Here is a 13,863-nt window from a genome sequence, read left to right on the forward strand (position 1 = left end):
TTAATACTCCCTTATCGAGTTTGTTGTATGCTCAGATTATCATATCGTTTAAAGGCTTCAATTTGCGTTAGCGCCGCTACGACCATCGTATGAGCCAATTGCTCCGCAGTTACTGGCTTATATTTGAATGGCTTTTGAAATTTATTCTCGATAAGTTTAAATAGACTTTGTCCTAAGTCTTCAATAAACCGTACATCGCTGCGTTTACCAATCAGTAAAGACGGTTTAAAAATTGATAGTTTTTCGAGTTCTAAACTCTCAATATAATCTTCTAACTGTCCTTTCACTTTATTATAGAAAATTGGAGAATTTGCATTTGCTCCAAGGGCACTCACTAGCAATAGATGAATATGTTTATCTTGTACTAAATCTGCTAAATGAGCATTGATTTCATAATCCACAGCGTAAAAAGCCTGTTTTGAGCCTGCCAATTTTAATGTTGTTCCAAGACAGCTAAATGCATGGGTATGGCCATTCACATCTTCATCATTGAGTAATAAAAAATCCTCTATAACGAGTTGAGTAACTTTTTTATATGTATTAAGTAGTTGTGATTCTTTTCTTACCACAACAGTAATCGCTTCAAATTCTGGTGTTTGCTCAAGCTGTTCGACAAGCGCTAAACCCACAAGTCCCGTAGCACCTATCACAATTGCTTTTTTAGTACTTATAGTCATTTTTTATCCAACCCTCTTTAAGTTTGTATCAAATTTAACCTTTTCTTACCGTTTTAGCAGCCCCTAAAACCGCTTAAAATGCTCGCAAGGCTTGACTTCACGGTGTTGATTCATCACAATATGGCACTTGTTTACGGGCTGGTGATGGTTACACCAGTTTACTGAATTGACCACAGCCCGCCCAGACCAACTTATTTTCAAGGAGTGCAAGAGTGGCAAACTCTGCTCAAGCTAAAAAACGTGCGCGTCAAAACGTTACAGCGCGTAAACACAACGCAAGCTTGCGTTCTATGGTTCGTACCTACATCAAACGTACTTTAAGTGCAATCGCTGGTGGTGATTATGCTGTTGCTACAGAAGCTTACAAAAAAGCTGTTCCTGTAATCGACCGCATGGCTGATAAAGGCATCATCCACAAAAATAAAGCTGCTCGTCATAAGAGCCGTTTAAATGCTCAAGTTAAAGCGTTAGCTAACTAATTTGAACATGTAAAAAAAGCCCAATAGGGCTTTTTTTATTATCTATTGTTTTGAGCTTATAGCACTTTATGAAATTTAGCTACATTCAGCTCATAGGCCTTTCCTCTCCAAATCCACTTTAATTTACAATTTGGAAACTCTTCACCTTCAAACCAGACAAATAATCCTTCCATCATTTCCGGCCAGTCTTCTTTCTTAATTTTATTCTCACCAGAAATTACAGCAACAATTGCTGCAATAATCGTGTCATGACTCACGGCTAAACTAAGACCGCCTTTAGTTTTTGGATGAGTCCGGTAAATAAGCTCTAGTACATCTAAAACACCCGCAATGGGATGTTTCATACCAGGTAATGCATTATTTACAAAACTATTAATAAAACCTAAAGCACCCTGCTTTTTAAAATAAGGAGCAGCTTGTTGTATATCCAACACAAAGCTACCCGGTTCAACAAGTAGCCCTTGCTCAATAATTTCAATCGTATGAGTATTTGATTGAGGGCTTACGTCATCAGCCCCTTCAATCATGAGTGCCGCCGTATCGACACAGCGTTGTATTGGACTTGAAATACAATGCTGAATAACACGATCTGTATTTTTGATTAAGTAATTACCCCATGCCTGCGCAAGCTCACGTCCTTGAGGAGTAAGTTGGAGATCATAACCAGCCAAGCCCTGCCCATCTACAAGTTCTCTTAAAGAATGGCGCGTAAATAAGGTTACAGGAGTTGAAGCATCGGGCAATAAATCAATTGCTTCAAACATACTTTTAGGCAATAAATCGAGTGCCATCTTTATCTTGTCATCTTTTTTCAATACTTTGCCACTATAACATGTCTGGCATAACTCTCAATCGATAACACCTGATTGGGCTAATGCTTCAAATGCTATTTTTTTGCTTTCCTGATCACGAAAAGCGATAAAGCCCTTATTTAAAACCGTGCTTCTTTGGTTATATTCAAAAGGTTTTCCATCCAGAGTAAGTAAACCACCGCCTATACTTTCTAAAAGACCTTGACCAGAACTGGTATCCCATTCAGAAGTAGGATGAAAGCGTGGGTAAATATCTATTTCACCTTCTAACATCATACAAAACTTATAGGCACTTCCTGCTTCTCGCCGAATAATGCGATGTTCTTTTTCAATAGGTTGAATAAATTTTTGGTATTTTGGATTTTTACTACCGTGACTCAGTCCTATTTGTATAGGTGCATCTAGCGGAGTTGAACTAACCTGATATTGATACCATTGTTGTTGGCTAAAGCTATATTTAAAAGGTAAATCATGTAGATATCCTAAGTACACAACTTGTTCACATGGCACGGCAATAACTGAGAAAACTGTTTCTTTGCCGTTGATCAAGCTTAGATTGATCGTAAATTCATCACGTTCATGTATAAACTCTTTCGTACCATCGAGCGGATCTAACATCCAACAAGTAGACCAGTCATGACGGGCACTATAATCACTTTCTTCAGACAATACAGGCAACTCTGGAGTAATCTCTGCAAGATGCTTTAATAAAAATCTATTTACCTTTAGATCTGCTTGGGTTACAGGTGAATCATCTTGCTTTTCATGAATAGTAAACTCATAACCCGCTGAATAGTTTTGATATTCTTCTAGTAAAATCTGACTCGCCTGTTCCAGAATAGGCAGAAGTTGATTAATTAAATTATCTTGTGGGCGTGTAGTTGTTATAAACATAAATATGCTCTACATAGTTTCACTTCTATTATAGGTGAATTATGAACAATTCTATATTCGCCAACAGTTTGATTTACTAAAATAGTAATTTATCTTAATCATTAGGCCGTTGCTTTCCGCTTATGCTATTTAAGTAATATAAATAATTTTAATATTTATAAAAGTCTTTATTCCGTACAAAAAACAATCTATAAGTTATGAAAAATAAACAACTTAAATCAGATTTATCCATTTCCTTTTCATATATTTCTTGGTATGTTCAAGGACACAATAACAAGATGGAAGAAAGTGCACATGATGCTATATGGATATCATTTCTCAACAATAGAACATAACTGGGAAGACCTTAAGCCCTTAAATGAGTTTCTACAAACATTTGCAGATGATGATGGTGATGTTTCAACACGAGATAAAGAATCACTCAAAGAAATCATAGCGAAATCTGATACAGCGTTGGCTCTCGCTAGAGAAATGGGTTGGGATGGTAGCTATACAGGCTGTCCTTATCTATTCTGGTTACCAAGTAAAAATAGCCAATCTTTTGAATATGGTTTTGTATTTAAACAGACCTCAGATAATACAACTTTTGTGATTTCACCGATTGAATTGAGCTATTTAGCTGAAGATTCCGAGGTACAAACATTAAGTAAAAATATTGAATAAGTGATATAGGTTATTGATTCAAATTTGAGATCAATAACCTCATCTTAATTTTAGATAGATTAGTCAAACATACTTAACTGTGGTGTAGGTTTTATAATTTTTTCTTTTGGTACATGAGAGCATTCAAACTCTTCAACTGGAAAACCTTCGATAAAGCTGGAAATATCTGGTGATTCTAAACTTAACCATTCATCTAGTCGGTCATGTGGAATCACAATAACTGATCGTTTAACATCGCCCGGCTCATGAAAGTCTTTCATCATTGGATGGTCTATAGCATCCATAGTCAACATGCTTGCAGAACGAATAATCGTTTCATTCATTTTGCAAATTTCGTAGATCGCTGCAATAAAAAAAGCCTGCCCATCTTTACGGCGTACACCCCACCGCTCAGGCTTATCATTTATATACTTACTTTCATAAAATTCGATCACAGGAATCACACCGAATTTACATTTAAGTGCGGCTTCTTGAAAGCTAGGTTTTTGGAAAATAGTCTCATGGCGGGCATTGTAGGTATGTTTTGCTATATTTGTATCTTCAGCCCATTTAGGAACCAATCCAAACATCACTTCGCGCCATTCAAACCCTTGAGGTGATTTGAATAATAGTGGCATTGTTCCTGCAGGATAAACCTCTTCGGCATAGTTAAAGCCGACCACAGGTAACTGAAGTTGCTGTAGTTGTGCAAGAGTTAAAGGTTTAAAATTGGCACACATAGCAAGAATAAAATACTCTACATTTACTTCTCTTATTTTATAAGCATTTACTACATAAACCAAATAAAAAGGCACTCGAAAGTGCCCTTAACGACATAACTTTACGCTCATGAAACGTGTTGAATCCCTTGAGGAATCGCTTGTAATAGTCGTTTAGTATAATCATGTTGAGGATGTGCATAGAGTTCATCTGAATTGGCTATTTCTACAACCTCGCCATGATTCATGACCATAACCTGATCAGAGATATATTTCACAACCGATAAGTCATGTGAAATAAAGATATAACTAAGCCCAAACTCCTCTTGTAAATCTTGCAATAAATTAAGTACTTGTGCCTGAACTGAAACATCGAGCGCCGAAACAGATTCATCACAAATTAAAATTTCAGGCTTCAGCGTTAAACAGCGTGCAATGGCAATACGTTGACGTTGACCACCCGAGAACTCATGGGGATATCGGTAGTAAGCTTGTTCAGGCAGATTGACTCGCTCAAGCAAACTAAGCGCAATTTGTTTGCGCTCAGTTTCATCTTTACCAATCCCATGAATTTGCATAGGTTCTAATAAAATCTGCCCAATGGTAAAGCGTGGATTAAGGGACGCATAAGGATTTTGAAAGATGATCTGGATTTTCCGTTGATATTTAGCAAACTCTTTTTCAGTTAATGAAAGAATATCTTTACCTTCGATAAAAGCCTGCCCACCAGATGCCTGATGTAAGCGCATGAGTAATAGCCCAACAGTCGTTTTACCTGATCCAGACTCTCCGACTAAACCCAAAGTTTTTCCCTTAGCCAGCTTAAAAGAAACTCCTTTTACGGCCTGAAACTCTTCTTTGCCAAATAGGCCTTTACGGCTATAAAAACTTTTTTTCAGGTCTTTTACTTCTAAGATGATTTTCTCATCACCAATTAAACCACGCTTGCGCTCGGGAATTGCTGAAACATCAAAACTTTGTTCGACCAATACATCGTCTTCTTGACGCATAAAATCGCTCGTCACGGGCAATCGATAAGGTCGTTGTGACATTTGCGGGCGGCAATATAACAAAGCTCTCGTATATACATCTTTAGGCTGTTCAAGGACCTGATCAGCAGCACCTTGCTCTCTAATCTCGCCATGACGCATTACAATGACTTTATCTGCAATTTCACCAACCAATGCTAAATCGTGGGTAATAAAAAGCATCGACATTTGACGGCGCTTACGCAATGACTCGAGTAAATCAATAATTTGCTTTTGAATCGTGACATCAAGGGCCGTAGTCGGTTCATCGGCAATGAGCAGTTTAGGCTCACACGCAATCGCCATAGCAATCATGACACGTTGCTGTTGACCACCCGAAAGTTGATTTGGATAGGCGTCAATTTTAGTTTCAGGTGAAGGAATACCTACTTCTTTAAGCAACTCTAAAACGCGTTGTCGAGCCTGTTTACGGCTCAACCCCATATGCAAACACAACACTTCTGCAATTTGATTGCCAACCGTAAAAACAGGATTTAATGATGACATCGGCTCCTGAAAAATCATGGCTATGTCTTTACCACAGATTTGTCGCATCTCTTTACGGGATAAGCTCAGTAAATCTTTTCCTTCAAATATAATTTTACTTTGCTCATCAATTTTGCTCTGACCGACAGGAAGTAATCCCATAGTTGCCAAAGAAGTAACCGATTTGCCGCTACCCGACTCGCCAACTAAAGCAACTGTGGTATTTGCTGGAATATCAAAGGAGATTCCTTTTACAGTTTCGATATACTTTTTTTCTTCGCCTTTAAAGCTTACACGTAAATTTTCAATGTGAAGTAATGGCATACTCTTATTTTCTTGTTCAGACATTAGGGTTTCCTCTTATTTTAGTTTTGGATCTAATGCATCACGAAGAGCATCAGTAAACATTGAGAATGCAGTAACTAAAACAGCCATTGCGACAGAGGCTGCTACAAGCTGCCACCATTTGCCTAAAAGAAGTTCACTTTGTGCCTCATTTAGCATGCTCCCCCAAGACACTACGCCTACTGGTACACCGAAGCCTAAGAAACTCAAAATGACTTCAGATTTAATAAAAGACACCACCAAAATTGACATCTGAACCAAAGCAATATGGCTTACATTCGGAAAAATATGAATGAACATACGACGGAAATGTCCAACACCAATTGCTTTAGCAGCCAGTACGTACTCACGTGCAGTGTGTTTCATATATTCGGCACGAATTAAACGATAAACACCCGTCCAGCCCGTTAAACCTAAAATCAGAACAATGGATAAAATGCCTTTTTGTTGAAGTACGGCAGCAATCGCGAGAACTAATAATAAATATGGAATTGAGGTAAAAATGTTATAAAACCAGTTGAGAATGTCATCAACCCAACCACCAAAATATCCAGAAATTGCGCCTAAAAGTGTACCGATGCCTACCGCAAGTAAAGCGGATATCACCCCAACAATAATTGATGTTTCAGCACCTTTAATAGTCTTTTTAAGGACGTCTTGTCCCCATTTGTCAGCTCCAAATATAAGTGTGCTTTTAAGTTCACTTTGCTGATCAAGTAAATGTCCACCAAGTTGTTGATCGATCGCTTTCATATCATCGGCTAAAGGGTCAACTACACCATAATAATCAATTGCACTTCCCGCACTCTTTTCTTGTTTAATTTCAGCCTTAAGCTTGTTAATTACATCTTTTAAAGGATCAACTGGATTTTCTGGTAACTCTTCTTCAATCGCTGCTGCATTTTGCCCTGCACCTATTGTCTTATCTGCGCCTATAAATGTAGGTGGTGCATAACTTACTGCAACCTCTTTATTCCAGTCGGATGCAATCACACCCGTCATTGATAGAACCAAGACAATAAAATAAAGCAATACAATCACTAGCGATGACATTGCAATTTTGTCGGCCCGAAGACGACGCATGGCAAGTTTCCACAGGCCAGATGAATGAGCTTCGGCTTTTGTTTGTTGTTTTCTTTTTAATAAAACGCTCAGCATAGCCCACCTACTTCAACTGTACACGTGGATCAACCACTTTGTAGACCAAATCGGCAATCAGGTTAAAAATCATAGTTGCAGCGGCGATGTAAACTGTAATTGCCTTAATAACAGGAAAATCACTCCGCTCAACTGCAATAATCACCTCTCGACCAATCCCAGGAATACCAAAAAAACGTTCAATTAAAAATGCGCCTATGAGCAATGCAGGTAAAGTTGACATCACATCGGTAATAATAGGAATTGAAGCGTTCCGCAGTACATGTACACCTAAGATTCGGCTTTCACCTACACCTTTAGCACGTGCTGTTCGAACATAGTCCTGATTAATTTCATCAAGCACAAAGCTACGATATAAACGTAAAGTCGGTGCAATACTCACCACCAGCATGATTAGAATCGGTAGTAAGGCAAACTTAAATAAGTTATCAGTAAAGCTATCGCTCCAGCCTTGTACAGGGAACCAACTTAACTGATAAGCCAGAACATATTGAAAAACGATAATGTAAACTAAGATGCTGATCGACATGCCGATGGTACATAACATCATGACCATACGGTCGGTTAGAGAACCACGTACAGCTGCAACAGCCAATGCTAAAATAATTGAAATAACCGTCTGTAAAATAGTCAGTGGAATTAAAAGCGTGAGCGATGGTCCTAATCGGGTTAAAATAATTTGAGAAACAGGTTCGCCAGTACTCCAACTCGCCCCATAGTCAAAAGTGAGAATCTGCTTAATAAAAATCCAGAGCTGAACGTAATAAGGCTGATCGACACCTAACTGCTTACGAATGTTTTCAATCTGCTCAGGATTAGACATCTTGCCCGCTAAAATATAAGCAGGATCTCCACCTACCCAGTTAAAAAGAATAAAAATAAGTAAGACTACCCCCAACATAGTTGGAATCATCTGCCATAAACGCCGAATAACATATGCCAGCATAGTGATAATTCCTTATTTAACCCGTTGTCCGGTAATTTCGTTAAAGAATGCTTTATTGTCAGGATCACGGCCAAGGAAATCTTTAACTAATTCAGCTGCTGGTTTTTGGCTACCTTGCGATAAGATCGTTTGACGGTAACGTTGCCCTACTTGTGGGTTATTAAGGTTATCCCCATATGCAGAAAGCATGTCTAAAGCTAAAACCTCAGACCACATATAGCCATAATAACCTGCTTGATAACCGCCCATCAAATGCCCAAACTGCCCAGGAAATTCTGTTGTTGGTACATAACCTAAAGCTGTAGCAGCCTCCATTTTTTGCCAACTTTCTAAAGGTTTTACTTTTAAGGCATCAGCAGTATGCAATGACATATCGTACTGTGCATAAAGAGTCTGACGCGCATAGCGCAAGCCACGACCATAGTTATGTACAGCTTTTAAACGGGCAATTAGTTCGTCATCAACACGTGGACATGCTGGATCGCAATAATCGGCCACTTTAGATAAAGTCTCTTTACGGCGTGCCCACTCTTCATACATTTGAGACGGTGCTTCTACAAAATCACGCTCTACGGATGTTCCTGACTGACTGGCATAACGTGTATTTGATAAAATGCCATGTAAAGCATGGCCAAACTCATGAACAAAAGTTTCAAGCTCGTCACTGTTTAAACCTTTACGGTTAAAATTGGTGACTAATGCTGAAACTGGTAATCGATTGGTTAAAGTGCTGCCACCGTATACTCCCCAAACGGCGGCATGGCCATACTTCCCTTCACGAGGGAATTTATCCATATATAAGCCACCAAGGAGTTTTCCTGTTTTTTTGTCAACTACATCGTAATATTCAACTTCATCCTGCCATGCTTTAACTTTGACGGGTTTAAAATCAATTCCATAAAGGTCAGATGAAATGGCAAATAACCATTTTTGAGAAGCTAAAGTTGGGAAATAATCACGAAGTTTTTCCTGATCAATCTGATATTTATTCTTACGAAGTTTTTCACTCCAGTAAGCTTCACTCCAACGTGTGATCTCGGTTTTTTCTAATGGCGTTTTTAAAGTTTGTGCTTTAAATTCACGGAGTTCTTCTACTTCTTTACGTTCAAGTGGTGCTACTGTTTTTTGGACTTCTACTAAAAATTCATTTACAGCCTCAGGCGTTTTAGCCATACGGTCTTTTAAAACCCAATCTGCATAACTTGCTTTTCCAAATAACTGGGCAAGCTCATAACGCAAATCAATTGCTTGTTTGAGTAGTTTTAAATTTTGCTCAGTACCACGTCGAGTAAAGGCAATTTGATATCTTTTCCGGGCATCATCATTATCTGCCAACTCCATAAAAGGACGATATTCCGGATATTCAAAACCTAATAAATAGTTGCCTTTAGCATTTTTCTTTAATGCTGAAATATAACTTTGAGGTAAGCCTTTCATCTCTTCAGGAGTAAACTCAAGTTTCTCCGGATTATCGCGGACATTACGCGCATATTCTTGTTCGAGTTTGGTCAACTCATCCAGAATAGCTTTCATTCGTGCACGCTTTACTGGCTCAAGTTGAACACCTGTGTCTTCAAACTGATCTAAGATATCTTGACGGTATTTTTGATCTATCGGATCATTAGCTTTGGTATTCTTAATGACGTTATATAATTTTGAATTTTGGAATATATCAGTATGAAACTGATTAATTTTGATTTCACAGTCTTCTGCTGCCTTACGTAACTTTGCATCTGGGTCTACGTTACTATATAGACTTATAGGACCTGAGAAATCTTCAAAATGCGCAAAAATTTTATCCCATTTTGCCAATATAGGCGCCGCTGCTGCATTATCTTTAACAGGCGTTTTTTCAAAATTTGAAATCTCTTTCTGAATCTTTTTTAAATTCGCATCACACCATGCTGGAAGTTGTTGTGTTTTAAGTAATGGCAAAGTAGGACGTATTGTCTCTGCCGTTACAAATTGACTTATACCCATGGTCAACACACATAAGGTTGTCATTTTCAGTGCATTATTTTTCATCGTATCTCCAATTTTTTTCATTTAATGATTAGATTTAGTATTTGTATCAATATCGAAATACATCCACTCCGCATGTAAAATTGGATGCTTCTTATATCCAATGATTTTTGGCTGAGCCAGCATATTCCGGTAGCGTGCATAAGAGATTTGGACAGGCATATACACTTCTAACAACCGTGTCATTTTTCGATAAAGTGCATCTCTCTCAGCACCTGCTTGCATTTGTTGCGTTTGTCGATACAACTGATCAAACTCTGGAATAGAACCACAAGACCAGTTCGTCATATGTGTATTAGGTCCATAAAAATTTTGCATAAAATTATCCCCATCTGGATAATCGGCTATCCATGCAGAAGACCCGAACATACCGTCGCATTGTTTTTGCGCACGAATAAGATCTGCAAAGAGCATGGGTTTAAAGACCATACGGATATTCAAACTATCAAAATTTTTTTTCCACAGCTCAGCGCTTTGCTGGCCAATACTGTCACTACGCGCCATATATTCAATGACAAGTGGTTTTCCGTCTGGTTGCGTACGCCAACCTGAGGCATCTTTTTTATAGTGATATCGATCTAATAGTAAATTTGCTGCTTTCACAGAATATGGCGTACTGGTTCTGTATTGAGGGTCATTACCCACTACACCTGGTGGAATTGGAAAATGTAGACGCTGTGCATCATCATTTCTTACTAGTTTAATTTCTTGATCTATTGAACGAGACATCGCAATCGCACGGCGTAAAGCAATTTTCTCTTTACTCATTCCCCCAACAACTGGATTTTTAAGATTCCAATAAATATAACTAATTTCGGGGTCAACAATGCGAGATAACTGCACACCTTCTTTAGCAAGTTCAGGTCTTAATTTACCGTCTTTAACCGCTTTTGCGACCAGTTGGCCTTCAAGCTGAAATATATCAACCTCACCACGCTGAAATGCTAGCCACCGCGATTGGTTTTCTTCCATTACCTGAATATCAATTGTGCCGATTTGAGGCATTTTTTTACCTTTAAGTCGCTTCACAATTGCCTGATCTTCAGGGCTGCTGGCAGTAAAGTTCCAAGTAAAGCCCCGATAATCAGGATTCGCTTTTAAAACAATACGCGATGCTGGTACCCACTTGCTCAGCACATAAGGACCTGTACCTACAGGGTGGCCCATTACATAACCAGCTTTGTCTTTATACTTTTCGATGACTTCACGTGCCACTGCACCTGTCGGGTCATGGGCCAGTAATAAAGGAAAGTTATAGTCTGGTTTAACTAAACGAATCACCAAAGTGTATTTATCAGGTGTTTGTAAACCACTTACCTTTTGGTCATAGTTAAATTTTCCAGATTTATTGGCTGCTTTGACTAAAGCATCCATACCTTCAATTTTGTTTTCTAATAACCAGCTATTTGGAGAGCGCAGATTCGGGTCTAATAAACGCTTAAAAGAGTACGCATAATCATTGGCTGTTAATTCTCTAGGTTTGCCTTTAAAAACAGGGTCTGCCGTAAAATAAATTCCCTTTTTAATGCGAATGGTATAGGTCAGACCATCGGAACTGACTTCTGGCATAGCAGTTGCTATTTGCGGAATAAGTTTTGCCGGCCTTGCTAAATAATCATAGGTATATAGAGTTTCAAATATCGAAGTGGTTACATGCGCCGAATATAAATCATGGATATAAGCCGGGTCGAAACCTGTCTCAGCAGTTGGAAATACGTAACGTAAAACTTTATTCGGATCGGCTGGGCTTTTCGCAAAAATACTTGTAGATCCCGTTAAGGCCATACTAGCGAATAGCAAGCTGATACTACAGTGCTTGAGCTTTTGTTTTAAATTTTCAGTCATCATGATCTTTATCTAAAATTATTTTTTAATAGGAGTAATATCAAGATATTGCCAGTTTGTATTCATCATAGGATGAGGTTTAAAACCCTGAACTTGTGGCCCTACTAACCAGTTACGAATTCGAGTTACATGAACAATCCATGGGTTATCAGCTTCAATCTGGCGATTGAGCTTTTCATAATATGGTAGACGTTGTTGCGGTGGTAAATGAATGGCCTGAGTATAAAGGGCATCATATGTTTTAGACTGATAACAAGCATGGTTTCCCTGCCCAGCATTTGGTCCATAAAGCAACTGTGCAAAATTATCTCCTTCAGGATAGTCAGCAATCCATGCCCCACTCCAAATCATATATTTACATTGAGTTGCGGCTTTTAAGTTATCTGCAAAATTACTCACTTTAAAGTCAGCTCGAATGCCAATCGCATCTAAATTCTTTTTCCAGAGTTCGGAGTGGATAACTGAGGCCGAGCTATTTTCTGTATTAATTTTTAAAATCAAAGGTTTCCCATTTGGCAAATTTCGATAGCCATCAGCCCCCTTTTTATAACCATAATAATCAAGTAATTTATTTGCTAGCAGCGGGTTGTATCCTACGCTACTTTTATATTTCGGATTATAGCCATTCACACCTTCAGGTATAAACATTTCAGCCCGAACAGCTTGTCCTTTATAAGCCTGTTTTATACTTTCTTTTTGGTTATAAGACAAAGTAATTGCTCTACGAAGAGCGATCTTTTCTGGGCTAAAACCACCAATGACAGGATCACGCATGTTCATCATGGTATAGGTAATTTCAGGTTCCTTATATGGGAAGTGTTTAATTCCTCTCTTCTTAAAAGAAGCTTTAAGCTGATTTCCATCTAAAGCTTGAGGAACAGCATCTGCTGTAAGTTTGTCAAAATCTAATTGACCCGACTGAAAAGCTAACCATCGTGACTGCTCTTCTTCAATAATACTGACCACCACCTTTCCAATTTGTGGCATTTTCTTTCCAGACATTTCCTTAACAAGCTGGTTATCCCAAGGTGTTCCTGTCGACTTAAAGTTCCAGACAAAACCACGATAATCAGGATTAGCAATCAACTCGACCTTACTTCTTGGTACATACTTACTTAACATGTAAGGGCCTGTACCTACGGGATGCATACCAATACGGTCACCGTAATAATCAACAACCTCTTTAGCAACTCCGCCAAAAGTAATATAGGCAAGAATATAAGGAAAATTATAGTCTTGGCGAGTTAAGGTAAATTGTAGAGTATATCGATCAAGCGCTTTAACTCCTGCAATTGGAGCAGCATAATCAAATTTTCCAGTTTTCTTTGCTTGAGCTACAACCGTATCGGCACCTAGTAACTTACCATCAATGAATGAAACAGACGGTGCTCTATTTTTAGGATCTAGAATCCGTTTAATTGTATAGACGTAGTCTTCGGCTACTAGCTCACGGCGTTTACCTTTAAAAGCGGGATCATTGGTAAAATAGATACCTGGCTTAATTTTAAAAGTATAAACTTTACCGTCTTGTTCCACTTTGGGCAGGCTCTCTACTGTATAGGGAGCTAACTGTAATGGGCGTGCCAGATAGTCATATTTAAGTAAAGGCTCAAAAATTGCCTCAGCAATATTAGCGCTATAGAAATTGGTGGTTTTGACCATATCGAAGCCATCATCTGGGGCTTCATAGGCAACATGCAAAATTTTGTTTGGTTGCGCTGGCGTAATTGCGTAAGCACAAGGAATTGATGTAATAGCCAGACTTAAAATGGCGAGCTTAAAAAATTTTAATTTCAAGTTCATACCCACG

Annotated in this window: 12 protein-coding genes; 2 read left to right on the plus strand and 10 right to left on the minus strand. The window is 38.5% G+C overall.

The features are described 5' to 3' along the window. Positions 1–11 precede the first annotated feature (11 nt). On the minus strand, positions 12–677 hold the full coding sequence (locus AC52J8_RS09735) for an NAD(P)H-binding protein (RefSeq protein ID WP_086398964.1): 666 nt from the start codon (positions 675–677) through the stop codon (positions 12–14). A gap of 212 nt (positions 678–889) precedes the next feature. On the opposite strand from AC52J8_RS09735, the gene rpsT reads away from it, so the two are divergent. Then, the gene (gene rpsT / locus AC52J8_RS09740) at positions 890–1,156 is read left to right on the plus strand and encodes a 30S ribosomal protein S20 (RefSeq protein ID WP_002117906.1); all 267 of its coding nucleotides are present in this window, start codon (positions 890–892) and stop codon (positions 1,154–1,156) included. Between the two features lie 56 nt (positions 1,157–1,212). Here rpsT and AC52J8_RS09745 read toward each other — a convergent pair whose 3' ends face one another. After that, positions 1,213–1,947 (minus strand): histidine phosphatase family protein, encoded by a 735-nt coding sequence (locus AC52J8_RS09745; protein WP_086398963.1) that lies wholly within the window; start codon positions 1,945–1,947, stop codon positions 1,213–1,215. A 57-nt stretch (positions 1,948–2,004) separates the two neighbouring features. Continuing rightward, complete coding sequence (locus tag AC52J8_RS09750) at positions 2,005–2,862, minus strand: 3'(2'),5'-bisphosphate nucleotidase CysQ family protein (RefSeq protein WP_086398962.1); 858 nt, start codon at positions 2,860–2,862, stop codon at positions 2,005–2,007. A 294-nt stretch (positions 2,863–3,156) separates the two neighbouring features. On the opposite strand from AC52J8_RS09750, the gene AC52J8_RS09755 reads away from it, so the two are divergent. Continuing rightward, on the plus strand, positions 3,157–3,525 hold the full coding sequence (locus AC52J8_RS09755) for a hypothetical protein (RefSeq protein ID WP_005069482.1): 369 nt from the start codon (positions 3,157–3,159) through the stop codon (positions 3,523–3,525). Between the two features lie 59 nt (positions 3,526–3,584). On the opposite strand, the gene AC52J8_RS09760 is transcribed toward AC52J8_RS09755, so the two are convergent. The 7 genes from AC52J8_RS09760 to AC52J8_RS09790 all read right to left on the minus strand — a co-directional run bounded on the left by AC52J8_RS09760 (position 3,585) and on the right by AC52J8_RS09790 (position 13,862). Then, complete coding sequence (locus AC52J8_RS09760) at positions 3,585–4,244, minus strand: SOS response-associated peptidase family protein (RefSeq protein WP_197739004.1); 660 nt, start codon at positions 4,242–4,244, stop codon at positions 3,585–3,587. Between the two features lie 107 nt (positions 4,245–4,351). After that, on the minus strand, positions 4,352–6,085 hold the full coding sequence (locus AC52J8_RS09765) for an ABC transporter ATP-binding protein (RefSeq protein ID WP_086398960.1): 1,734 nt from the start codon (positions 6,083–6,085) through the stop codon (positions 4,352–4,354). Between the two features lie 12 nt (positions 6,086–6,097). After that, complete coding sequence (locus AC52J8_RS09770; protein WP_086398959.1) at positions 6,098–7,240, minus strand: ABC transporter permease; 1,143 nt, start codon at positions 7,238–7,240, stop codon at positions 6,098–6,100. A gap of 7 nt (positions 7,241–7,247) precedes the next feature. Continuing rightward, the gene (locus AC52J8_RS09775; RefSeq protein ID WP_005304778.1) at positions 7,248–8,186 is read right to left on the minus strand and encodes an ABC transporter permease; all 939 of its coding nucleotides are present in this window, start codon (positions 8,184–8,186) and stop codon (positions 7,248–7,250) included. 12 nt (positions 8,187–8,198) lie between these two features. Beyond that, positions 8,199–10,232 (minus strand): M3 family metallopeptidase, encoded by a 2,034-nt coding sequence (locus AC52J8_RS09780; RefSeq protein ID WP_086398958.1) that lies wholly within the window; start codon positions 10,230–10,232, stop codon positions 8,199–8,201. Then, positions 10,233–12,056, minus strand: coding sequence for an ABC transporter substrate-binding protein (locus tag AC52J8_RS09785; protein ID WP_086398957.1), 1,824 nt, complete (start codon positions 12,054–12,056; stop codon positions 10,233–10,235). Between the two features lie 15 nt (positions 12,057–12,071). Further along, positions 12,072–13,862, minus strand: coding sequence for an ABC transporter substrate-binding protein (locus AC52J8_RS09790; RefSeq protein ID WP_086398956.1), 1,791 nt, complete (start codon positions 13,860–13,862; stop codon positions 12,072–12,074). Between the last annotated feature and the right edge of the window lies 1 nt (position 13,863).

Source organism: Acinetobacter sp. S-1, from assembly GCF_059579785.1.

Bases quoted from the DNA above. Each gene is read 5' to 3' on its own strand.
- AC52J8_RS09735 (WP_086398964.1), bottom strand. From the start codon at position 677: ATGACTATAAGTACTAAAAAAGCAATTGTGATAGGTGCTACGGGACTT.
- AC52J8_RS09745 (WP_086398963.1), bottom strand. From the start codon at position 1,947: ATGGCACTCGATTTATTGCCTAAAAGTATGTTTGAAGCAATTGATTTA.
- AC52J8_RS09750 (WP_086398962.1), bottom strand. From the start codon at position 2,862: ATGTTTATAACAACTACACGCCCACAAGATAATTTAATTAATCAACTT.
- AC52J8_RS09755 (WP_005069482.1), top strand. From the start codon at position 3,157: ATGATGCTATATGGATATCATTTCTCAACAATAGAACATAACTGGGAA.
- AC52J8_RS09760 (WP_197739004.1), bottom strand. From the start codon at position 4,244: ATGTGTGCCAATTTTAAACCTTTAACTCTTGCACAACTACAGCAACTT.
- AC52J8_RS09765 (WP_086398960.1), bottom strand. From the start codon at position 6,085: ATGTCTGAACAAGAAAATAAGAGTATGCCATTACTTCACATTGAAAAT.
- AC52J8_RS09770 (WP_086398959.1), bottom strand. From the start codon at position 7,240: ATGCTGAGCGTTTTATTAAAAAGAAAACAACAAACAAAAGCCGAAGCT.
- AC52J8_RS09775 (WP_005304778.1), bottom strand. From the start codon at position 8,186: ATGCTGGCATATGTTATTCGGCGTTTATGGCAGATGATTCCAACTATG.
- AC52J8_RS09780 (WP_086398958.1), bottom strand. From the start codon at position 10,232: ATGAAAAAAATTGGAGATACGATGAAAAATAATGCACTGAAAATGACA.
- AC52J8_RS09785 (WP_086398957.1), bottom strand. From the start codon at position 12,056: ATGATGACTGAAAATTTAAAACAAAAGCTCAAGCACTGTAGTATCAGC.